Origin of the sequence: Haloflavibacter putidus (assembly GCF_006546625.1) — a bacterium.
Taxonomy (GTDB): domain Bacteria; phylum Bacteroidota; class Bacteroidia; order Flavobacteriales; family Flavobacteriaceae; genus Mesonia; species Mesonia putida.
The window spans coordinates 236,636-262,389 of sequence record NZ_VIAR01000003.1; the positions used below are offsets into that span (position 1 = coordinate 236,636).

Here is a 25,754-nt window from a genome sequence, read left to right on the forward strand (position 1 = left end):
CATCCGCAATAAGGCAATAAAGTTCTTTTAAAAAACGCGAAAATAGCTCAGCTGGTAGAGCGCCACCTTGCCAAGGTGGAGGTCGCGGGTTCGAATCCCGTTTTTCGCTCTGAAACGTAAAACTCTTGAAGTTTTAGTTTTTTTAAAAAACGGTAAAATGTTTTACGTTATAAATGCTCAGGCTCGGGTGGTGGAATTGGTAGACACGTTGGACTTAAAATCCAATGGCCATTATGGCCGTACGGGTTCAAGTCCCGTCCCGAGTACCAAAAACCCTCTTAATCTTTTGATTTTGAGGGTTTTTTTGTGTATTCAGAAAATCAAAACGGGTTCATCCCGATAGCTATCGGGATGAACCCGTCCTGAATACCAAAGACCCTCTTGATCTTTTGATTTTGAGGTTTTTTTGTTTTTATATTTTGCTGTTATCTATTTAATTTCAGTAACTAAACAATTTGTCAAGTTGATCGCTTTACTATCAGATATCAGCAATATTTGCAGTTTTGTAAGAAATTTCTATACTTTTAGCTTAAAAATGAATTTTTGATGAGGAAATAGAGCGTTTTAGAGGTTTTATAATTTTGTTAAAATTCATTTTTTATTATCTTCAAAAAAAACCAATTTATGCGAAATTATTTACTAGGAGTTTTCTGTTTATTTTATTTTTTAAGTTTTGGACAAGATACTACTGCTGCTAAAGACTTTTCATCTAAAGAATTTAGCATTGGTGTTTTTGAAACGCCTCCTTTTGTTACCAAAACGCCAAATGGTTTTGGCGGGATGAGCGTTAAATCTTGGAAGATGGTAAACGAAAAACTGCAATGGGATTATAATTTTAAAGAATACGAATCTCTGGGAGCCTTAATAAAAGGAGTAGAAGCGGGAGAAGTAGATTTTAGTATAAATCCTATTACCGTCACAGATAATCGGATGAAACGTTTAGATTTTTCGCAACCCTATTTTATATCTAACACCGGTATTGCAAAGAAAAGTGAATCTGCCGTTTGGAAAATAATCAGTAATTTATGGAGTTGGAAATTCTTATCGGCTATCTTAATTTTACTTTTTATCCTGCTGGTTTTCGGAACCTTGGTTTGGTTTTTTGAACGTAAGAAAAACGAAGAATTTGGCGGAAAAGGCGCCCAAGGAATTTATGAAGGTTTATGGTGGAGTGCCGTTACCATGACTACAGTAGGTTACGGGGATAAGTCTCCAAGAACAACCGGAGGCCGCGTTGTTGGGCTTATCTGGATGTTTATGGCCGTGATTATCCTCTCTAGTTTAACAGCAGGAATCGCTTCGGCTTTGACCGTACAATCTATTAGCGATGAGATAGCTTCTATAGACGATCTAGGTCGGTTTAAAGTTGCAACGGTAGAGAACTCCAGTTCGCAAGAACTATTAGATTTATACCAAATAGATTATATAACGGTAACCAATGGCGAAGAAGGTATAGAAAAATTGTTGGACCAAGAATACCTTTTTGTATATGACTTGCCAATTTTGCAGTATGAAGTTAAAGAGCAAGGTTTAGAAAAAGATATCGAGATATTGGAGCGTTCTTTAAAAAGAGATTATTTTAGCTACAGTTTTCCTAAAAATACAGCTTTAGTAGAACCCATTAACCCTGAAATTATTGCGGTGTTAAAAACAATGGAGTGGAGTAAAATTATAGAAAATTATTAGATGCTACTTAGTAGCGTATCTACGCTAAGAAAAGCAATAAATTTTCCCATAAAAAGCTTATAATCGCTTAAAGCGGAAGAAATTATTGCAAAAAATATAGTCTGGTTTTTTATAAAAAACCAGACTATATAAATTACGATAATCTAAAATTAGAGAAGTGTTTAATCTACTTCTCTATCTATTTCTTCTGCTTCTTGATTTATTTCTCGGCTTGTACGTTCTGTTGCTTCTTCTACTTCTCTGGCTCCTTCTTTAACAGCTCTTTCGGTTTTTTCTGCTGCCTTTTCTATGGCTTCGTCGGTTTGCTCTGCTGCATTTTCTATGTCTTCACCAATGGCTTCTGCTGCTTCTTCGGTTTTATCTCTGGTGGTTTCTCTGCACGCGCTAAAAGCCAAAAATAAAGTGAGGGCAAGTGTGCTAACTAATAATTTTTTCATGGTTTTGGTTTTTAATTGTATTAAAAGTAAAATTATAAAAAATTAATATTTAATACCAAACTCGCAATATAAAAGAAAAAAGCTGTTTCGTGAATAAAATTCTGAAACAGCTCTTTAATACATTCTACCTAAAAGTAAAAAAATCTTACAAGTCGTCGTTTCCGCCCATTCCTGTGTTTTCTTCTACTTCGTTGGCGCCTTCTTCCATAGCATCACCGGTTTCTTCAGCCGCATTTTCTACAGCGTCACCAGTTTCTTCGGCAGCGTTTTCAATAGCATCGCCGGTCTCTTCTGCCGCTTCTTCCATATCATTTTGTGCGTCTTGGGTAGCGTCATCCATATCGTCTGCAGCATCTTCCATGCTGTTTTCAATATCGCCTCCGGTTTCTTCCATTTGGTCTTCGGCAGACTGGTTTTGGTCTCTACAAGCAGTAAAAGCAGTACTTGCTGCTACTGCAATTGCTAACATTACAATTGATTTTTTCATGAGTTTTGGTTTTTATTTAGTATTTAATTTTTGGTCTTTAGTCTCCTATTTTGTCTATCTGTTTGTCTACTTCTTCATTAACTTCTTTGTCTAATTCTTCACCAGTTCTTTCTAAAATGCCTTTATTTTCTTCGGTTTCAACTTCTTTTTCTACCTCTACTTCTTTTACAACGGTTTCTTTTTCTGTTTTTTGATCTCTACAAGAAGTAAAACCAAGCGTAAGGCTTACTAGTGCTAGCGTTAAAATTGATTTTTTCATGATGTTTAATTAGTGTTAGTGGGCTAAGTTATAAAAAACTGGAAAAATGCAACCAACACATTTATAAAATTTTAATAAATTTTTTACTTAATCGACTTTTATAGCAAAGCTTGCTCGCTAATATAGTCCATTATTTTTGTGGTGGCTCCGGTTCTTTTTATAACAAAATCTTTGGCATTTTGTCCTGCTTTCTCCTGTTCTTCTTTACGGAAAAGCAAGTGCTGTAAAATAACATTCATTTCTTGTTGGTCCTTTACGGAAAAGAGTCCATCGTGGGTTTGTAAAGCCTTGGCTTCCGGAAACTTTTCAAAGTTTTTTCCTATAACAATTGGCACGCCAAAGGTTGCGGGTTCTAATATATTGTGCAAACCGGTGTTGCCCATTGCCCCACCAACGTATGCCACGTCTGCATAATTGTATAATTTGCTCAGTAAACCAATGGTATCGATAATTAAAACCGAAAAATTATTTAGGTTTTGTCCTTCTATTTCAGAATATAAAATGCTGGGTTTTTTTAAAGCTTTTTGAAAAGCTTTTATTTTTGAAGCTTCTATTTGATGCGGAGCAATAATATATTTTGCTTCCTGCCTGGTGTTATTAATAAAATTGGACAGATATGTCTCGTCTTCCGGCCAAGTACTGCCACATACCAAACAAGGTTTTTCTGCCACAAATTCTTCGGCGAAAGCCAACTTATTATCTATTTTTAATTGAGCGCTAACCCTGTCAAATCGCGTGTCGCCACTTATCGCAACTTTACGGAAATCGTAGTTTTTTAATAGATTTAAAGAGTTTTTATCTTGCACAAAAATATAGGTAAAACGCTCTAGAACCTTTCGCATAAATTTACCGTAGCTTTTAAAAAAATGCTGGTCTTTTCTAAATAATCCGGATACCAATAAACACGGAATTTTTTGCTGCTGCAATTGTGCTAAATAATTGGGCCAAACTTCGTATTTTATAAAGATAGCAAGCTTTGGCTGTACAATTTTTATAAACTGTTTAGCGTTTTTTTTGGTATCTAAAGGTAAATAGCAAACCGCATCTGCAATGGCAGTGTTTTTCTTTATTTCGTAACCGGAGGGAGAGAAAAAACTAACTAAAATTTGGTATTGGGAATAGTTTTTCCGAAAGCGATTTAGAATTGGTACGGCTTGTTCATATTCGCCCAGCGAGGCAGCGTGCACCCAAATTACGGGTTTGTTATTTAATTCTTTCCGTAAAGAGGTAAAAGTATTTTTCCGACCCGAAACAAACAGACGCAATTTGCTGCTAAAGAGCGCTATTACAGGCAAAAGCTTTTCTGCTAATACTATAAAAAAGTTGTAGAGAACCTTCAAAAGTTATAAAATTGGTTGTACAAAAATAAGTCTTTCTGTTAAAATGACGCCTACAAAAGCGATTATTCGTAAATTTGCCGCCTAGAAAGTAAGCAGATGAAAAAAATACAAATGGTAGACCTTAAAGGTCAGTTTCAACCAATAAAAGAACAAATTAAGGCTTCTTGGGAAGAAGTTTTAGAAAACACCAGTTTTATAAACGGTCCGCACGTGCATGGTTTCCAAAAAGAATTGGAAGAATATTTAAATGTTAAGCACGTGATACCTTGTGCAAATGGTACAGATGCCTTGCAAATTGCTATGATGGGATTGGGATTAAAACCCGGAGACGAAGTGATAACGGCAGATTTTACTTTTGCCGCTACCGTAGAGGTAATTGCTTTGCTAAATTTAACCCCGGTTTTGGTAGATGTAGAAAAAGATTCTTATAATATTTCTGTAGAGGCTATAGAACGTGCTATTACGCCAAAAACCAAAGCAATTGTGCCGGTACATTTGTTTGGGCAACCAGCCAATATGGAAGCTATAAACAAACTTGCCAAAAAGCATAATTTATTTGTAATTGAGGATAATGCGCAAGCTATTGGCGCAAATTATTATACTGCAGACGGAAGCTCCCAAAAAACCGGAACTATTGGCGACGTTGGGACAACCTCTTTTTTTCCTTCTAAAAACCTTGGTGCTTATGGCGATGGCGGCGCAATTTTTACCAACGATGATGCTTTGGCACATACTATAAGAGGAATTGTAAACCACGGAATGTATGAGCGTTACCACCACGATGTTGTTGGGGTAAATTCTCGTTTAGATAGTTTGCAAGCTGCTGTTTTGCAAGCAAAATTACCGCATTTAGATGCGTATAATAAAGCTAGACGTACTGCTGCAAATAAATATAGCGAGGCATTAAAAGAGAATGAAAATGTTGCTGTGCCAAAAATTTTAGGAAAAGAAGATTCGCATGTTTTTCACCAGTATTGTTTGCGAATTTTAAACGGTAAACGCGATGCGCTTTTAAAACATTTACAAGAAAATGACGTTCCGTGCGGAATTTATTATCCAATTCCGTTGCATGCACAAAAAGCTTATGCAGATAAACGCTACAACGAAGAAGATTTTACAATTACTAATCAATTGGTAAAAGAGGTAATTGCTTTGCCAATGCATACCGAGTTAGAAGAAGATCAAATTACGTTTATTACCAAATTGATAAACGATTTTGTATAGGAAATAGAACAAATTATTCCGTAAAGGCTTCTTATCTATAAAAGTAAGAAGCCTTTTTTTATACCGACCAATCTAAGGCATGTAAATTACTTTCTAATCCGTAAAATATAAGCACTTCTCCATTAGGTTTTATGCATAGATGGTTCATTTTAAATTCAGAATCTTTAAAAAATAGATTATGCAACAAATTGTACGGGTCGTGGTATAAATGTTTTTTAGGATTGGCTTGTATGCCGGAGTTTTTGGTACCAATTAAAAACGCTTGAATTTTTCTTTTGTTCTTTCTAATATAGCGCCAATATTTTTTGTGTTTTAGATCGTTTTTTACTTTTTCTGTGTTGTCGCTATAAAGATGTAGCATCGTATTTTTTTCAGGGTTGTAATCTTTTCCAATTATTTTGCTTAAAAACATTTTTATTTGCTGGTGCTGCGTACTGTCTAATTGCGCAGTATTTTTTCGCGGAAAGATTTCTGTTACTATAGTAGAATCATTTTCGACGGTTTTGGTGAAAATTTTACGTTGATCTAAGGTTTTATAGGTTTGTTCGGTTAAGATTTGCTTTTCGGAAACCAAATAAAAGATTTCTTTTTTTTCTTGAGCGAAAGATTTTGCAACTATAAATAGGAAAACGAACATTAAATAAAATCTGTTCATACTAAAACATTTTTGGTTAATAAGTTTCTTCTTCCGAGAGGTGCAATTCTTCCGAAATAAAATAGCCATTTTGCGAGAAGCCTTCAATATAAAGATTTATTTTAGAAACATTTCTATTAGGAATTTTGAATTCTAATTCTCCGTTTTTGTCGAACTCTAACATCGCTTTCCAGTCTATAACGCCAAATTCTTGAAATTCTGGGGAATAATATTTGTATTTAGGCGAATAATATTCGTCTGGTTCTGTAAAGCCGGAATTTGCTATAAAACTTTGGGTAGTTGCCCTATTAGAATTAACACCAGAGTCTATAGCGGTTTTTATTCTAATTACTCCTCCGGTACCTTGGGAGGCAAATTCACTTGAACCTGTCTTTCGTATTTCTATACTTTCTACCTCGTCTGTACGTAAACTCATTAAAAAATCAGAGCCTTCGTTATCAAAAAACGGAGCTCCATCTATTACGATTACCGGGGCGGGTGGTCCGCCAAAGTTTTGTAAGCGGCGTGAAAAAACTTCTACTCTTCCCGGATGTCTATGCACATCAAAACCTTGCTGCGCAATATAGTCTGTGATATAAAGGTAAGATTTAGAAAGATCCTCTGTAACGGTGGTAATTTCAGAAAAAGTAGTAGATCTTTTGTTACGTGTACGCTGCTTGCTCGCGGTTAATACTATACTGTCTAAAATATTGTCTCCTTCAATAAAATTACTGTAATCTATATTCTTCTCTTGTTTTTTTGTTGTTTGCTTTTGAAAGATGTATTTACCGACCTCTTTAAAGTCACTGCTGTCTATGCCAGGAAAAACAGTGCCATAGAGCTTATTTTTAGACAATTTATTATTGCGGTTGTTAACCGTTCCCACAGAAATACGGGTTTTATTTACAATATATGCACTATCTATTACAAAGCTGCCATCTGGTTTTAAATCTACAATTTCAAATAGATTAGCTACCTTACTTTTAATCAAGGCAGTTTTTTCTTTCTTATAATTAATGTCTTTTATTTTACCGCTTAACTTAAAACCAGTTTCTTTGTCGAATAATTTTTTAGGTGGCGAATTATAAATTTTATGCCATTCATATCTGCTCCAGCCCTGGGTTTTTAGTAAAAGATCTAAATAATAATCTTGCTTCCGCAAGCTTCCATTTTGCGAAAAATAACTAGCGGCATTTTCTAGATGTCCTTTTACATACGGTTTTAAATAGTATGCAGACAGGCTGTTATTATTGGGTTTGTAATGCTCATTTGCTTCTGGTAGGGTAGATATACTAATTTTATTTAAAGCTAAAGAATCGTGGGCTGTGGCAAGTTGTAATTTTACAGATAAAGAATCTCCGAGATTTTTAACATCGGCTAATTCTATTTTATGTCTAAGAATATTGGTTCTATTAAAAACAAGGCGTTCTAAGATTGGCTCAAAGTTTTCATTAAATATTGTGATGGTATTAACCCCGGGAAAAAGTTTAGATTTTTTAAGATGTAAATTACTTGCTAAATCCTTTTCGGATATTTGAAAACCAATACCTTGCATTTTTCCTGCTTGGCGAACAATTAATGAATAGTTTTTGTTTTTCACAAAATCTATGCTTTGCTGATTGGTTTTTACAGCAACAATTATTTCTTTAGGAGCAAAGATATTACAGGTTAAGGTTAATCCGTGCTCTTCTATTTGCGGAAGTTTTTTTGTAAGAATTTTACCATTCTCTAACTCAATTTCAACCAGGTAATTACTCGTAATTTGAGGGTTTATATTAAAACTCGCCGTGCCAAACGGGCTCGATTTAAACCTAGAGAGCAGTTTACCTTCCTTGAGTAATCTTCCTTCTTTAAACTTTAAGCTTTTTCCCTCGTTATTTATAAGCTTTACAGCAATAGTATTTAAAGCATTTTCCAACAAGTGTCCGCCTTCGGGTAAAAGCTGTAAATCATACTTGGTGTTTGTGCTAGTCTTTGTGTCTTCTGTAGTAGTATTACCACCTAAAATAGTAAACTGCTGAGTAAAATGATTATGTTCTGAAAAGTTTTTAGAATATCTTGAAGAAGCTTTAATGAGATAGTCACCCGGCTTTAAATGTATCAAATTAAAATTTCCGGCACCATAACCGTTTTCAATAAAAAGTATTTTTGATCTTACATTTTCACCCTTACTGTCATAAATTGCTACGTTTAAATTTGTAGTTAAATTAGTATTTTTTAGATGCTGCAAATTGAAAGTATAAGCGGCAAACCAAAGATTTTCTATACCAATAAAACTGGTCTTATTAAGATGAAGATATGGGACTTCCCGCTCTAATGCAAAGAAAGAAGAATAGGCCTCTTGCAGGTCTTTTATGTTATCTGGTTTGGTTTGACTTGTACTAAAAAACGAAACTAAGAAACATAAAAACCCTAGAAGAAACCTATTTTTCATATTCTATTTAAATTTGTGGCTGCATAGTAACCGCTTTGCGGTCTATCTTTTTAACTAAGCCTTGTAAAACTTTACCGGGACCAACTTCAGTAAAAGAGGTAGCGCCATCTTTTAACATATTTTGTACGCTTTGTGTCCACTTTACCGGAGAAGTGAGTTGAAAGATAAGATTTTTTTTGATTTCTTTAGGATTTGTTACCGAAAAAGTTGTCACATTTTGATAAATAGGGCAAATGGGAGTTGCAAATTCTGTTTCTTCAATAGCCTTGGCTAGTTCTTCGCGTGCTGGCTCCATTAATGGCGAATGAAATGCACCACCAACCGGTAATATAAGTGCGCGTTTGGCTCCCCTGTTTTTTAATTCTTCGCAGGCTTTTTCTACGGCAGGAACTTCACCCGAAATAACAATTTGTCCCGGACAGTTATAATTTGCAGCAACCACAACACCTTCTGTTTCTGCACAAACTGCTTCTACCAACTCATCTTCCAAACCTAAAACCGCCGCCATTGTAGAGGCTTGTTTTTCACAAGCTTTTTGCATAGCTTCTGCTCGCTTTGCTACCAATTTTAACGCATCTTCAAAAGTTAAACATTGGTTGGCCACCAACGCAGAAAACTCCCCTAAAGAGTGTCCGGCAACCATATCTGGTTTAGCGGTATCGCCCAAAACCTGGTGCATTATAACCGAATGTAAAAATATTGCCGGTTGGGTTACTTTTGTTTGTTTTAAATCTTCGGCAGAGCCTTCAAACATTATATCTGTAATGTTAAAACCTAAAATTTTGTTGGCTTTATTGAATAACTCTTGCGCTTTAGGATATTTTTCATAAAGCTCTAATCCCATTCCGGTATATTGGGCGCCTTGCCCGGGAAATACGTATGCGTCCATAAATTTCAATTTTGTTTTAAAACAAATGTAATAAAAAAGACCCAAATGCATTTTTAAAGCAATTGGGTCTTATATAAGTATAAATTAAAGAAATTTTATACGTCTAAATTTCCTTTTTTGCCTAAATCTGTTTTTTCGTTGGTAGCGGCTGCAACTCCCATCTTAAATATGTTAATTAGTTTGTTGCCTTTCGTATCCCAATAATAAGCGTTTTCCGGAATTACTTTAATTGCCGTTAAATCGGGATCGTCTACGCCGTCAAACCAATTATCTGCCATACTACTATAAAGGTCTTTTAAAACAGACTTATCGGTGTGAATTTCTGCTTTTCCATACGCACTTAAGAAAGCCATAGAAGATGGATCGCTATATAATAATTGAACGCGATTATCTTTTTCTATATCTTGGTTATGATCACTTTTTTTAGAGCTTAAAAACCAAATGTTACCTTCTACGTCTATTTTTTGAGTGGTCATAGGTATTGCACTTAATGGCGTTTTTCCCAAATTGGTTGCCATCATAGCAACTTTAATATCTTTGGCCAATTCTCTAACTTTTTCTTGTGCTTCTTTGTTGTATTTGTTCTCGGTACTCATAATATTTTTCTTTTTTTAAAGATAAGTAGAGAAACACCCAAAATGTGTCAATAAATTATTAAAAATAAGCAGTTTTTGTTAAGCCTTGCTAAAAGTGAAGAAACATTAGCATAAAACAGGTAGTAGGGTTTATCGCTTCCGCGGAAGCGAACTTTTTCTATAAAGAAATTTATATTATTTTAATAGCAAACCAATTGCGATTGTAGTGCTGCCCTTCTTTAATTATAATGACTAATAATCTGGTCTACCGAGCTGTAATAGCTTTCTCCAAAAAGATTTAAATGCACCAGTAAGTAGTAAAGTTGCCAAATTTTTAGTCGGTCTTTCCAGTCATCTTCCAATTTGAATTCTTGATTATAAGCTGTAAATAATTCTTCTGCAAAGCCGCTAAAAAGATGCATCATGGCAATATCCATCTCGCGCGGAGCAAAACAAACGGCAGGATCTATCAAACAAGCTTGTCCGGTTTCATCGGTCATAAAATTACCATTCCAAAGATCGCCGTGAATAAGCGCCGGTTTTTCTTTAGGAATTACATCTTGAATGTTTTTAAAAAAGGAATCTGTACCAGAAAATTTATAATCGTTTTCTCTGGCAAGTTTTAATTGAGGCTCTAGTCTTTTTTCGATAAAAAAAGTTGCGGGATCTTCTGTAGTTGTCTGGTTATATTGTGGTAAACTCCCAATATAATTATCGTAATTTAAACCAAAAGTAGGCTGACTATTTTTATGCAATTGTGCTAATTTTACACCAAAATTTTTCCAGAAATCTTCTGGTTTCCCGCTAGAAGAAATATGCTCTAACAGAAGATAGCCCATATTTTCTTCTACGCCGTTATCTATTGCTTTGGGTACGCGCAAAACGTTAGCTTCTGCCAGTAAATTTAAACCCATTGCTTCCTTTTTAAACATTTTAGGAAAGTCTTGCTCTTGATTTATTTTTACCACAAATTTTCCCATATCGGTTTTAACCGTAAAAACTTCGTTTATATCTCCGCCGCCAAGAGGCGAAAAGTCTTTTAGTTCAAAGCCATTCTTTTTTCCAATGCTATATAATAGGTTACGCGTATCGATAATTTTATTTTTTTAAATAGGTTAAATAGGTAAAGGCATAATTATGCTTTGCGTCTTTCTCGTGGTATTGTTCTTTTTTTAATTTCCATAAAGAAAAATCAATTTCAGGAAAATAAGTATCGGCGTTAAACTTGCCGTGTACGCGGGTTAATTCCATTTTGTCTGCAACCGGCAAACCAAGTTTGTAAATTTCGCCGCCGCCAATAATAAAAGCTTTTTGGTTGCCTTCTACCATTTCTAAAGCTTGGTCTAAGCTATGCACAACGCTACATCCGGGTTTATTATAATCTTCTTGCCGGGTAATTACAATATGTTTGCGGTTTGGCAAAGGTTTGGGGAAAGACTCAAAAGTTTTTCTTCCCATAATAATAGGATGTCCGGTGGTTATACGTTTAAAGCGTTTAAAATCGTCTGGGAGGTGCCAAATGAGATCGTTGTTTTTGCCCAATTCATTGTTTTCTCCTATGGCGGCTATTATTGTTATCATTTTACGAATTTAGTGGTGGGTGCCTAAATTTATCATCTTCATTAAAAGGCTTTGTTTTCTGGGGTAAGGGATGCTCTCTATCTACTTTTTTTTGTAGTTTTTCAATCCTAATCTGTTGTTTTTCTACCAATTTTTCCAATTGGTGTTCTTCCCATTCTTTTCCCATTAATTTATTTACAACAAAAACATTTATAGTATGAATTAAAATAAAGAAAAACCACAGTAAAATTGCCCAAACAAACCAATCTATGCCTGAAATTTCGATTTCTGCACCAATATTTAAAACCACGTTTAAAATAATAAATAAAATAGAGCCGGCAACAAATGCTACAATGTGCGTTGTTAAAGCTCTTTTTTGTCTAATTCTGCGTTGCGCATTTTCTATTAATTCACGCTGCTGCGGATCAATTTTGGTGCTCTTTTTATCGGTACTTGCCATAAATTAAATGTATCTTAGTCTTTACTCCAAATTTAACATTTTTAGTAAAAAAAGAGAGAATGCTTATGAAGAATTTAAGAAAGCAATTTCCGGCGCATAAAACCCAAACTTACCTTAATACTGCAGGCGTTGGCTTACTATCTGAAACTGTTTTTGACTTTAAAGCAGATAAAAATTTAGACTTATTGACTTTGGGAAGCGAATTTATGCAAAAGCACGAAACAATTTATGCAGAAGTACGTGAGGCTGTAGCCGAATTTTTAAACGGCAAGGCGCAATATGTTACTTTGGTGCCCAATTTCTCAATTGGGTTTAATACGCTTTTAGAAGCAACACCGCAAAACACAAACTTTTTGCTTTTAAAAGAAGATTATCCTTCTGTAAATATGCCGGTAGAAGCGCGAAATTTTACAATTGATTACGTGCATATTCAAGAAAATTTAGAAGAGGCTATTTACAAAGCTTTTAAAATAAAACAACCCAAAGTTTTTGTCTTTAGTATTGTGCAATACCTTAACGGAATAAAGCTATCGCAAGAATTTATAAAAGAATTAAAAAAGGATTTTCCCGATACTATTTTGGTAGCCGACGGAACACAATATTGCGGCACCGAAATATTTGCTTTTGAAAACTCCGGAATAGACGTTTTGGGGGTAAGTGCGTATAAATGGTTAAATGCCGGTTTGGGAGCAGGTTTTTTTATGTTTAAACCGGAAGTAGAAAACTTTTTTAAACCAAAAATGCTCGGTTATGGTTCTAATTTAGGAAAGTACAAAGAACAACCAGATTGTTTTATTGGTAAATTTGAAGCAGGCCATTTAGACGCTACCAATATTGGCAGTCTATTACCGGCAATTAATTTGATTAAGCAAACCGGGCAAGAGAATATTCAGCTATATTTAGAAGAACTTTCGGGTAAAGTAAAAACTGCTTTATCTAATTTGAATTTGTTGGAAAAAAGTGTAGTAAACCGTAAGCAACATTCTACTATTTTTAATCTAAAAGGAGACGACGCCTTGTTTAAAAAGTTAATGGCAAAAAATATTATCTGTTCGCAACGCGGCGAAGGCATTAGGGTGAGTTTTCATCATTATAATACGGTAGAGGACTTAAATAAATTACTGGAAATCATAACTTAAAAACTATACTGCAATAAGTTTAAATTTGGCTCAACTTTACTTTTTCTGTTCTATTTCTGGTTCATTTGTCATTGGGAAAGTTTTTATTTTGTCTTTTATATACAATTCTAATTCGTGATCAGAATGAACCAAATCGATGGGAATTCCTTTGTTGTAAAAGAATTTGAGAACGTGCCCAAACTCAAACGGGTTTTCAGAAATTAAAATTTTTATAGATTTTTTTTCGTCAGTTTTTAAATAAATTGCACGAGTCTGTCGATGCTTGCCGTGATTCCATTTTAAATTTTTAATGGCATCGAACGAAAGTTTTTCTGTTTTTTCTCTTTGCCAAAAGCTGTGCTTTGTCAAAATGATTTCTTCTTCTTTAACTAAAATAGAAGTCGCAAAATAATTTTTTACAATGGCTGCAATAATTGATGTAACAAAAATTGCAGCCATAAATATTTTAATGCTCAACGACTCTGATATATAAACAAAATAAGCGCCAATTAGCGTAATTAAAAGAAGGCCAAACGGACTAAAAAGTCTATTTTTACTTTGGTAGATAACTTTGTTTTTTTTCAAATTTTATAGTTAGCAAGGCATAAGCTTCAGTAGAAAATTTACTAAATAACAAATACACTAATTCCTAATTAACCAATCCACCAACTACTTCTTCACAAAAATATAATTGCGGTAGTACTTATTATCATCGGTAAAAAATTCTTTTATTTTTAAACCGGCTTCTCCTGCCAACCATTCTACAACCTCGTTATCGTATTTTTGCGAAATTTCGCAATGTATTGTCTCCCAGGGTTTAAAATTAAATTCTTTAGAAAAAGCTTCAATAAAAACACGTTGTTCTTTGGTACTTACCAAAAAACTTTTGGCCGTGCCGGTTTGCGGATTGTAAGTCTCCCAATGCTTAAAATTATCTAAATCAAAATTGCCACCCAATTCTGTATTAATACGAGCTAATAAATTTTTATTAAAGGCTGCAGTAATACCTTGCGGATCGTTATAAGCGTCTAAAATAGTTTGCGGATCTTTTTTCTGATCAAAACCCATAAACAACATGTCTCGCGGGTTCATAGCCAACTGAATGTTTTTTAAAAATTCTACTGCGCGCTGGTGTTCTAAATTACCAATATTAGAACCCAAAACAATAATTACTTTTTTGCGGGTAACGTAACTTTTTAAATTTTCTAAAACCTTGAAATACGTGCCTTGTAAGGTTTCTATTTCTAAATCTGGGATTTCGGTTTTTAGAGAATATTCTAAATCATCTAAGATATGCTGACTAATGTCTATAGGCAGATACTTAAAATTAAGTTTTTGTTGTACCAAATTACGTAGCAAAATTTTGGTTTTCTTGCCGTCTCCTGCGCCCAATTCTATAAAATCAAAACCAGTGTCTGCTTTAAAATATTGCGTAATAAGATCTTGATGTTTCTCTAAAATATTAAACTCACAATTGGTAAGATAATATTCCGGCAGATTCATTATCTGCTGAAAAAGTTTATCGCCTTTTTTATCGTAAATGTATTTGGAAGATAAATATTTTGGCGATGCGCTAAGGCCTTTTTCAACGTCTGTTTCAAACTGCGTGCGCAAGGTGGTAGGTTGTTTTCTTTTCATAAATTTTGATTGGTTATTTGGCAAGGCGCAGACCGTTAAACTGCCAACGTAAATCCGGATGAAAAAAGTTGCGATAAGTTGGTCTGGTATGTTTTTCTGCCGTAGCAACAGAGCCACCGCGTAATACTTTTTGGTTTACCATAAATTTACCGTTGTATTCGCCCAAAGCGCCATCTGCTTTACAATAATTGGGGTAGGGCAGGTAAGTACTTTCTGTCCATTCCCACAATTGTCCCCAATCAAATTTTTCTTGGGCTATTTCCCATTCAAATTCGGTTGGCAAACGCAGGTTTTTCCATTGGGCAAAAGCAAAAGCTTCATAATAAGAGAGATGGGTAACCGGTGCTTTTGGGTTTATCTCTTCTATTCCGCTCAAAGCGTAACGATGCCATTTATTTTCTATTTTGTGCCAATATGCCGGTGCATTTATTTGGGTTTGTTTTAGCCATTCCCAAGCTTCAGAATGCCATAGCAATACTTGGTCGTAACCTCCGGCTTCCATAAACTCCAAATATTCTTGATTGGTTACGAGTTTATTCGATATAAAAAAATCTTGAACATACACTTTGTGTCGCCCCATTTCATTATCGTAACAAAAAGCGCTTTCATCTTTTTTAAAACCAATTTCGTAAACACCTTCTTCTATACTATGCCATTTTTGAATGTGTTTTTCTTCTTTTGCTTCCGTAAAGTTTTTCTCGTAAACGGGTAGTAGAGGGTTGTTACCTAAAATATACTTAATATCTGTAAGTAATAATTCTTGGTGTTGTTTCTCGTGGTGAATACCAATTTTTAGCACGCCTTCCAGTTCTTCAGAAATAGAATTGTTTTCTAAAAAATCTTTTAATTCTTTGGTTACGTAATGTCGGTATTTGTAAATATTTTCTACGGTAGGTCGCGACAAATTACCACGATTGGTACGTACAACTTTTTCTCCTACACTTTCGTAATAGCTATTAAAAACGTAGGCATAATCGGGGTCGTAAAGTTTGTATCCCGGTTTATTGTTTTTTAAAATAAATTCTTCAAAAAACCAAGTGGTATGTCCTAGATGCCATTTTGGTGGCGAAACAAATTCTACCGGTTGTATTACGTAATCTTCAATAGCCAATGGCATGCAAATTTGCTCGGTTTTTTTTCTGGTTTTTGTAAATAATTCTAAAGTTGGTGTAGTGGTAATCATAAACATAGCGCTTTAAATGGTGCGTCCTCTCAAAGTTACGATTTTATTATTACCAAAATGTTGTAAGATTGTTAATGCAAAGAAAAGGCATTAAAAAACTAAAATTTATGGAATTGTATATATTTCAGGATTTAACCTGCTTTTTGACAAGCAGATGAAAAGCAATAAGAATTTTAGGATAGTAACTTCCTTGCTTCTTGAAAATATTAGGTTTAACAATCCTTTTCCGTAAAGAAAGCTGTTGTATGAAAATCAATTCTTTAAAACGAGAAAGGAACTTTATATTTTATCTCTTTGGGTTTTCCGTTTAAAGAACCCGGTTGCATTTCAGGAATAAGCATGATGTTGCGTTTGGCTTCTTCTTGTAGATATTTTTTCCCGCCGGTTACTTCGGTAACTTCCGGCTTGCCTTCTTTATTAATGATAAAGCTTACTATAACGCGCATGCCTTTATCTTCTTTAGTGTATTCTTTTGGAAATTTATAGTTTTCTTGAATATGTTTTGCCAACATTTTGTTGAAACAGTTTGCCGCGTTGTTACTGTCTTCGCAACCCGGCCAAATCGGTGCTTGTTCTTTGCTGGTAACCGTATTGCCTTTTATGGTTTGCGAAAAACCAATTGCAGTAAAACTTAAAAATAAAACAGTAAACAGTAACTTCTTCATAATCGTGGGGTTTTAAATTGCAACCTTGCCTTTTATGGCAGGATGCGGATTATAGTTTTCTAAGGTAAAATCATCAAAAGTAAAGCCAAAGATGTCTTTTACTTCCGGATTGAGTTTCATCTGCGGCAATTCTCGTGGACTTCTACTTAGTTGCAATTTTACTTGTTCTAAATGATTGTTGTAAATATGCACATCGCCAAAGGTGTGTATAAAATCTCCCGCTTCATAGCCGCAAACTTGTGCCATCATCATCGTAAGTAAAGCATAGGAAGCTATGTTAAATGGCACGCCCAAAAACACATCTGCGCTACGTTGATACAACTGGCAGGATAATTTACCATTGGCAACGTAAAATTGAAAGAACGCGTGACAAGGCGGTAAAGCTGCTTTTCCGTTGGCTACGTTTTCTTCAAAAGAAACAGAAGTGTCTGGTAGCACACTAGGATTCCAGGCAGAGACCAACATTCTACGACTATTGGGATTATTTTTTAAGGTTTTTATAATATCGGTAATTTGGTCTATTTCGTCTCCGTTCCAATTGCGCCATTGTTTGCCGTAAATTGGTCCTAAATCGCCAGCTTCGTTTGCCCATTCGTTCCAGATGCGCACGCCGTTTTCTTGCAAATATTTTATATTGGTATCGCCTTTTAAAAACCACAACAATTCATAGATAATAGATTTTAAATGCAGTTTTTTGGTGGTTACCATCGGGAAACCTTCACCCAAATCAAAACGCATTTGATACCCAAAAACACTCTTTGTTCCCGTGCCGGTGCGGTCATCTTTTTGGTTGCCGTTTTCTAATATATGTTGTAATAAATCCTGGTATTGTTTCATGGTTTTTTATTTGGGTGCTTTGGCAATCCTACTAATTTTCTGGCGCGCTTTTTCTCCTTGTTTTTAGTGATTTTTGTCACGGTTAAAAAGTTAAAAAAAGCTTCAATATCAATTTGGTATAGGGTGTATTAAAAGACGCATTTTCTAACGCAAGATACTAAGAAATATTAAAAACAAAAATCAGTGTAAACTACTATAAAACCTAGAACTGATAAATATCATTGTTCAGTGAAAACTAAAACGCAGACTGATAAATGTCATAAGTGTTTCTAACCTGTACTTGTATTTTTGCTGTGTAATATAAAAACGAGTATTTATGAGAAATTTATTGATAACAGTCTTATTTCTTGTAGGAATAAGTCAAATAAACGCCCAGACTTTTATAGCAGATGCCGCCAATTCTAAATTGAGTGTAACCGGTACTTCCACTTTACATGATTGGGAGTGTGTTGCAGAAACTTTTACAGGAAAAGTGGAGGCCACTATAGAGAACAGTAACATAAAAAGTATTAATAATTTTCATTTTAAGCTAAAAGCTAAAAGTTTAAAAAGTGGTAAGTCCGGAATGGACAAAAAAATGTACGATGCCTTAGAAGAAGAAGATTATCCGGTAATTTCCTTTAAAGGGAATCAAGTGAAAATAGATGGTAATCAAGCAGTTTTTATTGGAGAAATGAGTATTGCCGGTAACAGTAGAAGTATTTCTGCTCCGGTAAAAATAAACTATACAAATAATAAAATTCATTTAGTAGGTAAAGTAGGTTTTGAGCTCACCAGCTTTAATATAGATCCGCCAAAAGCTATGTTTGGTACTATTACTACAGGAAATGAAGTGGTTATACATTATGAAATAAATCTTAAAAATTAAATACATCAAGTTATGAGAAATATTGTTTATTTATTAAGTATTGCGGTTATGGCTTTAGGAAGCTATACCTTGCAAGCACAGGAAAATGAGACAGATAAAAGGCATTTGGATAATTATAGGTATCCAGACCAACGCGGTCTTAATACATTTGAGTCGCCAAAAGACACCACAAGCACTTTTGATGGTGTGCACGTAAGAATGGGCGGAGCTTTTGCCCTACAATATCAACTTCTAGACCACGAAAACTCCGGAAACGTGCCATTGGTAGAAATTGGTGAAAACTTTAACTTGGCAACAGCCAACTTAGACGTAGACGTAGCATTATACGATGGGGTTCGTTTACACTTAAGAACCTATTTATCTTCTAGACACCACCACGAACCTTATGTAAAAGGTGGGTATTTGCAGATTGATAAATTAGACTTTATAGAAGAAGGCTTTTTAGATAATGTAATGCAATATATGACCGTAAAAATAGGGCATATGGAAAACAACTATGGTGATGCACACTTTAGAAGAACAGATAATGCCCAAGCCATTTACAATCCGTTTGTAGGAAACTATATTATGGATGCTTTTACAACAGAAGTTGGGGGAGAGGTTTACTTTAGAAAAAACGGCTTTTTGGCAATGGTTGGTGCTACCAATGGTAAGCTAAACCAATCTGTTAGCAACCCGGGTGAAACTGGCGCATCTTTCTTAGGTAAATTAGGTTACGATAAAAAAATAAACGAAGATTTGCGTTTGCGTTTAACCGGTTCTGTTTACACCACTGGAAAATCTGCCAGTATTTATCTTTATAATGCAGACCGCGCAGGCTCTAGATATTATTTAGTGCTAGAAGAAGAAGGAGCATCAGACACAGGAAACTTTAGATCTGCAAGGTATAATCCAAATTTTCAGGATGAAATGACGGCTTTTATGATTAACCCGTTTGTAAAGTATAAAGGATTAGAATTTTTTGGAACTTACGAACATAGTAGTGGTAAAGCTACAGACGGCGTTGCAGACAGAAGTGTTTCTCAATATGCCGGAGATTTGATTTACCGTTTTGGAAACAACGAGAACTTTTACGTAGGTGGCCGTTATAACGTAGTAGATGCAGAAGATATTAGCGGTAACGATGTAACCATAAGCCGTTACCAATTAGGTGCAGGTTGGTTTATGACCAAAAATATTATGGTAAAAGCAGAATATGTAAACCAAGAATATGACGATTTCCCAGAGCTAAGTGTAAAAAACGAAGGTAAGTTTAATGGCGTAATGCTTGAAGCTGCAATCTCTTTTTAATTGAATTAGTTTTAAATTCTAAAAGCAGTACAGGCATAAAACTTGTACTGCTTTTATTTTTAATATACTTCATCTTATGAGACCAAAACTTTTAATACTGTTTCTTTTATTGGGTTTTGCACTGCAAAAAGCGCAAGCACAAGCAGAAGTTGTGGTTAACGTAAAAACCAATGTAAACCAATTTAGTTGCGAATGTACCGGTTTAAATGATTTGCATTTAAGCAAATTTAAAACCTATAATAAGATAGTAATTCCGGTGACAGATTTTGATTGTCCCAAAAAATTAATGGAGCGCGACTTACAAAAGCTCTTTCAAGCGAAAAAATTTCCCGAAATAGAGTTATTTATAGATACCCAAAAAAACAACGCCCATTTACGACAAACAGCGTTAACTATTAAAATAAAAGAAATTGAGCAAACCTATCGCGTAGCGTTAACCAAGCACACAGAAGAGAAAAAAGAATTTTATACGGGCAGTCAAATAATTTCTATAGAAAACTATAATATAGAACCACCAACCAAAGCTTTGGGCTTGGTAAAAGTGCGTGAAAAAGTGTTAATCGAGTTTAAGATACCCGCTAATTTTCTACGCTAAGTTAATTTTTTGGGCGTTACCCCAATTAAAAGTTGGGGTCGGGCTTTCGTGAGTCGCTTCCCGATTGCTATCGCATCGGGAGAGCTTCAACAAACACTCAATCCCTAACGCAAAAGGCAATCTTGTAAAAACATCAATCTTGTTTTAATTGAAAAGCTTAGACCTTGTTGACAGGAAAATAAAACAGCAACTACCCAATAATCATTCCCGCAATAGTAGCCGAAAGTAAGGAAGCTAAAGTACCACCAATAACAGATTTTATTCCAAACCTGGATAAGGTTTTACGCTGTCCGGGCGCCAAAGAGCCAATTCCACCAATTTGAATACCAATAGAGGCAAAGTTGGCAAAACCACACAACATATAGGTTGCCATAATAATAGATTTTTCATAGGTAAGGCTTAAGCCTGCTGTGGCGTCTTTTAATTCGGCTAATTGAATGTAGCCTACAAACTCACTTGCCGCTAATTTTATTCCCAACAATTGCCCCATAAGCATAATGTCTTCTTTGGCAATACCAATAAGCCACATTAAAGGCGAGAAAATTATTCCCAAAGTAGATTCTATAGAAAAACTTTGGTAAGGCGTGTTCTCAGCTAAAACGCTGTTAAGGTTTGTCCACGCACCTATTTTACCAAAACCGTAATTTAGCATCGCAATTAAAGCTACAAATACCAAAAGCATTGCGCCAACATTTGCTGCTAATTTTAAACCTTCTGTCGTACCGTTTGCAATGGCATCTAAAATATTATCGCCAATTTTTTCTTGCGAAACTTCTACGCTTCTATCTACTTCTTCTTGCTGCGGATACAATAATTTAGAAATAATAATCGCGCCGGGTGCTGCCATTACAGAAGCTGCCAACAAGTGCTTGGCAAATTCTAATCGCGCTACCGGATCGTCGCCACCCAAAAAGCCAATATATGCTGCCAAAACCCCGCCGGCCACAGTTGCCATTCCGCCAACCATAACCAAAAGAATTTCAGATTTGGTCATTTTTTCTAAATAGGCTTTAATCATTAACGGTGCTTCGGTTTGACCTAAGAAAATATTACCGGCAACACTTAAACCTTCTGCTCCAGAAACACCTAAAACACGCGATAAAAGAAGCGCCAGGCCTTTTACGACTATTTGAATAACACCAAGATAAAATAAAATAGAAGTTAAAGCAGAAAAGAAAATAACGGTTGGTAGTACTTGAAACAAGAAAATAAAACCGTAGCTGTCTACATTCATCAAATCGCCTAAAAGAAACTCACTTCCTGCGGCGGTAAAATCTAATATTTTTACAAAAATCTGACCTACAAATTCAAAGCCAATTTGTACCCATTCTACTTGTAAAATTCCGTATGCCAAAAGCAATTGTCCGGCTAAACCTAAACCAACTGTGCGCCAGTTTATAGCTTTACGATTGCTGCTTAACAAGAAAGCTATAAGCAACAGACTTATCATACCAATTGCGCCACGCCAAAAACTGGTAAAAGTAAACCCCTGGCTTTTTACAAACTTTTTGCCACCTGCAATACCTTCCGCGGAAGCGTTACTAGTATTTTGCTCATTATACTTAATGGTTTGCTGTGCATTTTGTAAAGTAAGCGTAGAATCTGTTAAAGCAGAAATTTCAAAACGTGCAATACTGTCTTTGGGTTGTTGGTAAAAAAACACCAACTGTTTATCTTTTAAGACATATTCTCCAGAGCTATGAACTTTGCCGGAATTTAATTTATATTCAAACGCGCCTTCTTGAAAAGAAAGGGTTTTTGGTGACGAAAAAAGAGTGGTTAAGGTATCTTTTTTGGTTTCTGTTTGCCAGTCTTTTTCCAGACTTTGGGCAGAAGCGTTTAAGGTGTAAAAAGCTATTATTAATAAGCTTAGAAGATAACGTATTCTCACAGGATGAATTTTAGTAAATAGTTTGCAAATATCGCATTAGCAATTATTTGCGTTTAGAAATTTCGTCTCTTATTTTTGCCGCTCTTTCATAGTTTTCTTTTTTTACGGCTTCTTCTAAAAGTTTATTTAATTCTGACAAAGATTTTCTCTTTAATCCGTCATCTTCTTCTTCTTTTTTAGATGGGCCTTCTTCTTTTAAAGCGTCTTCTATGATTACTTCGGTTTGTTTTGCGGCTTCTTCTTCTTTTTCTGAAGGAGAGGTTTTTAAATAAACCCCGGCTTTGTCTAAAATGTTTTGATAGGTAAATATTGGCGCATCAAAACGCAAAGCCAAAGCAATAGCATCGCTGGTGCGAGCGTCTATAATCTCTTCTATCTTGTCTCGTTCGCAAATCAAACTGGAATAGAACACCCCGTCTACTAATTTATGTATGATGACTTGTTTTACATTTATGGCAAAACGTCCGGCCATGCTTTTAAATAAATCATGGGTAAGCGGTCGTGGGGGTTTAATATCTTTTTCTAAAGCAATTGCAATAGATTGGGCTTCAAAAGCACCAATAACAATAGGTAATTGTTTTTCTCCATCTACCTCGCTCAATAAAAGGGCATAGGCCCCATTTTGGGTCTGGCTGTAAGAAATACCTTTTATAGTCAATCGCACTAAACTCATACTACAAAGTAATCAAAATATTCTACAATAAAAAAGGCAGTCTAAATAAAGAGCTTATCTAGACTGCCCTTTTTTACAGGGGCACAATTTATAAAAATTATGCGTTATTAGCCTTAAATTCTTTTAATTTTTCGGTAAGCTTTGGCACTACTTCAAAAGCATCGCCAACTACGCCGTAATCTGCTGCTTTAAAGAACGGTGCTTCCGGGTCGTTATTTATAACAACTTTGGTTTTAGAAGCGTTTATACCTGCCAAATGCTGGATAGCTCCAGAAATTCCCACGGCAATATATAAGTTTGCAGCTACCGGTTTTCCCGTTTGTCCCACGTGTTCGCTGTGTGGTCTCCAACCCATATCGCTCACTGGTTTAGAGCAAGCGGTTGCGGCACCAAGAACTTCTGCCAGGTTTTCTATCATTTCCCAATTTTCTGGACCTTTAAGGCCGCGACCTCCGGAAACTACAATCTCTGCATCTGCAATGGTAATTTTATCGGTTGCTTTGTCTACAGACTCGATGTTGATAGAAAAATCTTCTTCGCTTAAGTTTGGTTCAAAGCTTTCTTCTTGCGCATCTGTTGCGTTTTCTTTTAAGCCGTAGGCATTTTTTGCTAATCCTACTATTTTTACATCGGTAGAAATTTCGGTAATGTTAAAAGCTTTATTGGTAAAAGCATTTCTTTTTACCTGAAATGGCGAAGTGCTTTCTGGTAAGGCTACTGCATTTGGTGCATAACCTGCTTCCAGGTTTACAGCCAAAATGGGTGCCAAATACCTATCGTTTGCGGTTTGCCCGATTACAACCACTTTGGCATCTTCGTTTTTTGCCGCCTGTGCAATTACATCCGCGTAAGCATCTGCATTAAATTTTTGCAGCTTATCGTTATTAACTTTTAATACTTTGCTAACGCCATATTTCCCTAAATCCGAAGTGTCTTCGGCATTTACGCTCACGGCGGTAACGTTGGTATCCATTTTATCTGCTATTCCTTTGGCGTAAGAAGCGGCTTCAAAAGCTGCTTTCTTAAACTTTCCGTTTTCTGATTCGGTATATACTAAAACTGACATGTTTTCTTTCTTTTTTGAGATTAAATTAAAAAAGGAGGTTTAAATTGCTTTTGCTTCGTTATGCAACAAATCGATTAACTCGTCTAAGTTGTCTTCAGAAACTAATTTTACCTCGCCTTTTGGGGCTGGTTTTTCAAATTTGGTAGCGCTGGTTTTTGCATCTGCACCAACCGGATCTACCACTTTCAGCGGTTTTTTACGCGCCATCATAATACCACGCATATTGGGTATTTTAAGGTCGCTTTCTTCTACCAAACCTTTTTGGCCGCCAATTACTAATGGAAAATCAGAACTCAATGTTTCTTTTCCGCCATCTATCTCGCGAATTGCAGTGGCCTTCTCACCTTCTACTTCTAAGCCAACGCAAGTGTTTACAAAATTGGCATCTATTAATTTGGCTAACATTCCGGGAACCATCCCGCCATTATAATCTATAGATTCTCTTCCGGCAATAATTAAATCGTAGTTACCGTCTTGCGCCACTTTGGCCAATTCTTTGGCTACTTGAAAACCGTCTTTTGCTGCGGTGTTTACGCGTATAGCGTTATCTGCGCCAATTGCCAATGCTTTGCGTAAAGTTGGCTCTGTTTCTGCTTCGCCTACATTTACCACATCTACAGAAGCGCCTTGCTTCTCTTTAAACCACATAGCGCGGGTTAAACCAAACTCGTCGTTTGGGTTTATAACATATTGTACTCCATTGGTATCAAATTTAGTGTCTCCATCTGTAAAATTGATTTTGGAAGTAGTGTCTGGTACGTGACTTATACACACTAATATTTTCATTTTTTATGTCTTTTTATTATGATAAATTTACTTAAAAATAAGTGATTGCGAATATACAGAAATTATATAAAAATTACTATGCTTGCATAATAAATTTTTATTAAAAAACATGTGGTTTTTGGATAGGTTTATTCCTACTTTTGTAGCCGTTATTAGATAAAAATACCTGGATAATATCATGAGAAGTATTCAATTTAGAGAGGCTGTAGCCGAAGCCATGAGCGAAGAGATGCGTAATGACGAATCTATCTATTTGATGGGTGAGGAAGTTGCCGAATACAACGGAGCTTATAAAGCTTCTAAAGGAATGTTGGACGAGTTTGGCCCGGACCGGGTTATAGATACCCCAATTTCTGAAGCCGGTTTTAGCGGTATAGGAGTGGGTTCTACCATGACCGGTAACCGACCAATTATTGAGTTTATGACGTTTAACTTCTCTTTGGTAGCTATAGATCAAATTGTAAATAATGCCGCGAAAATAAGACAAATGTCCGGAGGTCAATTTAATTGTCCTATTGTGTTTAGAGGTCCTACGGCTTCTGCAGGACAATTAGGTGCTACGCACTCGCAGGCTTTCGAGAATTGGTATGCCAATTGTCCCGGTTTAAAAGTAGTGGTTCCTTCTAATCCTTACGATGCAAAAGGTTTGTTGAAATCTGCTATTAGAGATGACGATCCGGTTATCTTTATGGAAAGTGAACAAATGTATGGCGATAAAGGCGAAGTGCCAGAAGAAGATTATATTATTCCTTTAGGCAAAGCAGATATAAAACGCGAAGGCGACGATGTTACCATCGTATCTTTTGGTAAAATTATAAAAGAAGCTTATAAAGCCGCAGATAAATTAGCTGAAGAAGAAAATATTTCTTGCGAAATTATAGATTTACGTACCGTGCGACCAATGGATCACGAAACCATTATGGAGTCGGTAAAAAAGACCAATAGGTTGGTAATTTTAGAAGAAGCCTGGCCTTTTGGCAATGTAGCTACAGAAATTACCTACCAAGTACAAGAACAAGTTTTTGACTATTTAGATGCGCCAATCATAAAACTAAATACCGCCGATGCGCCTGCACCGTATTCTCCAGTGTTATTAAAAGAATGGTTGCCTAATAGTGAAGATGTTGTTAAAGCTGTTAAAAAGGTGCTTTATAAATAA

27 protein-coding genes and 2 tRNA genes are annotated in these 25,754 nt (G+C 35.5%); 9 read left to right on the forward strand and 20 right to left on the reverse strand.

Going from position 1 to position 25,754, the window contains the following annotated elements; genetic code table 11:
* Positions 1 to 36 precede the first annotated feature (36 nt).
* The 3 genes from FKR84_RS04625 to FKR84_RS04635 all read left to right on the forward strand — a co-directional run bounded on the left by FKR84_RS04625 (position 37) and on the right by FKR84_RS04635 (position 1,686).
* Positions 37 to 109 (forward strand) — tRNA-Gly (locus FKR84_RS04625).
* A gap of 72 nt (positions 110 to 181) precedes the next feature.
* Positions 182 to 269 (forward strand) — tRNA-Leu (locus tag FKR84_RS04630).
* A 355-nt stretch (positions 270 to 624) separates the two neighbouring features.
* Positions 625 to 1,686: a transporter substrate-binding domain-containing protein gene (locus FKR84_RS04635; RefSeq protein ID WP_141421070.1), complete on the forward strand. Its 1,062-nt coding sequence runs from the start codon at positions 625 to 627 to the stop codon at positions 1,684 to 1,686.
* Between the two features lie 161 nt (positions 1,687 to 1,847).
* On the opposite strand, the gene FKR84_RS04640 is transcribed toward FKR84_RS04635, so the two are convergent.
* From FKR84_RS04640 to FKR84_RS04655, 4 genes are all read right to left on the reverse strand, one after another.
* The gene (locus FKR84_RS04640) at positions 1,848 to 2,123 is read right to left on the reverse strand and encodes a hypothetical protein (RefSeq protein WP_233357666.1); all 276 of its coding nucleotides are present in this window, start codon (positions 2,121 to 2,123) and stop codon (positions 1,848 to 1,850) included.
* A 145-nt stretch (positions 2,124 to 2,268) separates the two neighbouring features.
* The gene (locus FKR84_RS04645; protein WP_141421071.1) at positions 2,269 to 2,610 is read right to left on the reverse strand and encodes a hypothetical protein; all 342 of its coding nucleotides are present in this window, start codon (positions 2,608 to 2,610) and stop codon (positions 2,269 to 2,271) included.
* Positions 2,611 to 2,647: 37 nt separating this feature from the next.
* Entirely contained in the window at positions 2,648 to 2,869 is a 222-nt protein-coding gene (locus FKR84_RS04650; RefSeq protein WP_141421073.1) for a hypothetical protein, read from the reverse strand.
* 98 nt (positions 2,870 to 2,967) lie between these two features.
* On the reverse strand, positions 2,968 to 4,164 hold the full coding sequence (locus FKR84_RS04655) for a 3-deoxy-D-manno-octulosonic acid transferase (RefSeq protein WP_233357667.1): 1,197 nt from the start codon (positions 4,162 to 4,164) through the stop codon (positions 2,968 to 2,970).
* Between the two features lie 141 nt (positions 4,165 to 4,305).
* Here FKR84_RS04655 and FKR84_RS04660 point away from each other — a divergent pair, with 141 nt between their 5' ends.
* On the forward strand, positions 4,306 to 5,433 hold the full coding sequence (locus FKR84_RS04660) for a DegT/DnrJ/EryC1/StrS family aminotransferase (RefSeq protein ID WP_141421076.1): 1,128 nt from the start codon (positions 4,306 to 4,308) through the stop codon (positions 5,431 to 5,433).
* 58 nt (positions 5,434 to 5,491) lie between these two features.
* On the opposite strand, the gene FKR84_RS04665 is transcribed toward FKR84_RS04660, so the two are convergent.
* The 7 genes from FKR84_RS04665 to FKR84_RS04695 form a co-directional block, all read right to left on the reverse strand.
* Positions 5,492 to 6,088 carry a hypothetical protein gene (locus FKR84_RS04665; protein ID WP_141421077.1) on the reverse strand — a complete coding sequence of 199 codons (597 nt, stop codon included), beginning with the start codon at positions 6,086 to 6,088 and terminating at the stop codon, positions 5,492 to 5,494.
* Between the two features lie 16 nt (positions 6,089 to 6,104).
* Positions 6,105 to 8,501 (reverse strand): Plug domain-containing protein, encoded by a 2,397-nt coding sequence (locus FKR84_RS04670; protein ID WP_141421079.1) that lies wholly within the window; start codon positions 8,499 to 8,501, stop codon positions 6,105 to 6,107.
* Between the two features lie 7 nt (positions 8,502 to 8,508).
* Complete coding sequence (fabD, locus tag FKR84_RS04675; RefSeq protein ID WP_141421081.1) at positions 8,509 to 9,390, reverse strand: ACP S-malonyltransferase; 882 nt, start codon at positions 9,388 to 9,390, stop codon at positions 8,509 to 8,511.
* A gap of 95 nt (positions 9,391 to 9,485) precedes the next feature.
* Complete coding sequence (locus FKR84_RS04680) at positions 9,486 to 9,986, reverse strand: pyridoxamine 5'-phosphate oxidase family protein (protein ID WP_141421082.1); 501 nt, start codon at positions 9,984 to 9,986, stop codon at positions 9,486 to 9,488.
* A 218-nt stretch (positions 9,987 to 10,204) separates the two neighbouring features.
* The gene (locus tag FKR84_RS04685) at positions 10,205 to 11,062 is read right to left on the reverse strand and encodes a fructosamine kinase family protein (RefSeq protein ID WP_141421084.1); all 858 of its coding nucleotides are present in this window, start codon (positions 11,060 to 11,062) and stop codon (positions 10,205 to 10,207) included.
* Position 11,063: 1 nt separating this feature from the next.
* Positions 11,064 to 11,546, reverse strand: a complete 483-nt coding sequence (locus FKR84_RS04690) for a dihydrofolate reductase (protein ID WP_141421085.1) — start codon at positions 11,544 to 11,546, stop codon at positions 11,064 to 11,066.
* 1 nt (position 11,547) lies between these two features.
* The gene (locus FKR84_RS04695) at positions 11,548 to 11,985 is read right to left on the reverse strand and encodes a 2TM domain-containing protein (RefSeq protein ID WP_141421087.1); all 438 of its coding nucleotides are present in this window, start codon (positions 11,983 to 11,985) and stop codon (positions 11,548 to 11,550) included.
* A gap of 65 nt (positions 11,986 to 12,050) precedes the next feature.
* On the opposite strand from FKR84_RS04695, the gene FKR84_RS04700 reads away from it, so the two are divergent.
* Entirely contained in the window at positions 12,051 to 13,124 is a 1,074-nt protein-coding gene (locus FKR84_RS04700) for an aminotransferase class V-fold PLP-dependent enzyme (RefSeq protein WP_141421089.1), read from the forward strand.
* A 36-nt stretch (positions 13,125 to 13,160) separates the two neighbouring features.
* Here FKR84_RS04700 and FKR84_RS04705 read toward each other — a convergent pair whose 3' ends face one another.
* From FKR84_RS04705 to FKR84_RS04725, 5 genes are all read right to left on the reverse strand, one after another.
* Entirely contained in the window at positions 13,161 to 13,688 is a 528-nt protein-coding gene (locus FKR84_RS04705; RefSeq protein ID WP_141421091.1) for a hypothetical protein, read from the reverse strand.
* Between the two features lie 84 nt (positions 13,689 to 13,772).
* Positions 13,773 to 14,741: an L-histidine N(alpha)-methyltransferase gene (gene egtD / locus FKR84_RS04710; protein ID WP_141421093.1), complete on the reverse strand. Its 969-nt coding sequence runs from the start codon at positions 14,739 to 14,741 to the stop codon at positions 13,773 to 13,775.
* 13 nt (positions 14,742 to 14,754) lie between these two features.
* A complete protein-coding gene (egtB, locus tag FKR84_RS04715; RefSeq protein WP_141421094.1) occupies positions 14,755 to 15,924 on the reverse strand; it encodes an ergothioneine biosynthesis protein EgtB in 1,170 nt (389 codons plus the stop codon).
* A 260-nt stretch (positions 15,925 to 16,184) separates the two neighbouring features.
* Complete coding sequence (locus FKR84_RS04720) at positions 16,185 to 16,589, reverse strand: energy transducer TonB (protein WP_141421096.1); 405 nt, start codon at positions 16,587 to 16,589, stop codon at positions 16,185 to 16,187.
* Between the two features lie 12 nt (positions 16,590 to 16,601).
* Positions 16,602 to 17,426: a thymidylate synthase gene (locus tag FKR84_RS04725; protein ID WP_141421098.1), complete on the reverse strand. Its 825-nt coding sequence runs from the start codon at positions 17,424 to 17,426 to the stop codon at positions 16,602 to 16,604.
* Between the two features lie 316 nt (positions 17,427 to 17,742).
* Here FKR84_RS04725 and FKR84_RS04730 point away from each other — a divergent pair, with 316 nt between their 5' ends.
* The 3 genes from FKR84_RS04730 to FKR84_RS04740 all read left to right on the forward strand — a co-directional run bounded on the left by FKR84_RS04730 (position 17,743) and on the right by FKR84_RS04740 (position 20,179).
* On the forward strand, positions 17,743 to 18,294 hold the full coding sequence (locus FKR84_RS04730; protein WP_141421100.1) for a YceI family protein: 552 nt from the start codon (positions 17,743 to 17,745) through the stop codon (positions 18,292 to 18,294).
* 12 nt (positions 18,295 to 18,306) lie between these two features.
* Positions 18,307 to 19,584 carry a porin family protein gene (locus FKR84_RS04735; RefSeq protein ID WP_141421102.1) on the forward strand — a complete coding sequence of 426 codons (1,278 nt, stop codon included), beginning with the start codon at positions 18,307 to 18,309 and terminating at the stop codon, positions 19,582 to 19,584.
* A gap of 76 nt (positions 19,585 to 19,660) precedes the next feature.
* Positions 19,661 to 20,179 (forward strand): YceI family protein, encoded by a 519-nt coding sequence (locus tag FKR84_RS04740; RefSeq protein WP_141421104.1) that lies wholly within the window; start codon positions 19,661 to 19,663, stop codon positions 20,177 to 20,179.
* Between the two features lie 190 nt (positions 20,180 to 20,369).
* Here FKR84_RS04740 and FKR84_RS04745 read toward each other — a convergent pair whose 3' ends face one another.
* From FKR84_RS04745 to FKR84_RS04760, 4 genes are all read right to left on the reverse strand, one after another.
* A complete protein-coding gene (locus tag FKR84_RS04745) occupies positions 20,370 to 22,064 on the reverse strand; it encodes a NupC/NupG family nucleoside CNT transporter (RefSeq protein WP_141421212.1) in 1,695 nt (564 codons plus the stop codon).
* Positions 22,065 to 22,113: 49 nt separating this feature from the next.
* On the reverse strand, positions 22,114 to 22,743 hold the full coding sequence (locus FKR84_RS04750; protein ID WP_141421106.1) for a bifunctional nuclease family protein: 630 nt from the start codon (positions 22,741 to 22,743) through the stop codon (positions 22,114 to 22,116).
* Positions 22,744 to 22,840: 97 nt separating this feature from the next.
* Complete coding sequence (locus FKR84_RS04755) at positions 22,841 to 23,809, reverse strand: electron transfer flavoprotein subunit alpha/FixB family protein (protein WP_141421108.1); 969 nt, start codon at positions 23,807 to 23,809, stop codon at positions 22,841 to 22,843.
* Between the two features lie 39 nt (positions 23,810 to 23,848).
* A complete protein-coding gene (locus FKR84_RS04760; RefSeq protein WP_141421110.1) occupies positions 23,849 to 24,595 on the reverse strand; it encodes an electron transfer flavoprotein subunit beta/FixA family protein in 747 nt (248 codons plus the stop codon).
* Between the two features lie 178 nt (positions 24,596 to 24,773).
* Between FKR84_RS04760 and FKR84_RS04765 the strand changes: the two genes are divergently transcribed.
* A complete protein-coding gene (locus tag FKR84_RS04765; RefSeq protein ID WP_141421112.1) occupies positions 24,774 to 25,754 on the forward strand; it encodes a pyruvate dehydrogenase complex E1 component subunit beta in 981 nt (326 codons plus the stop codon).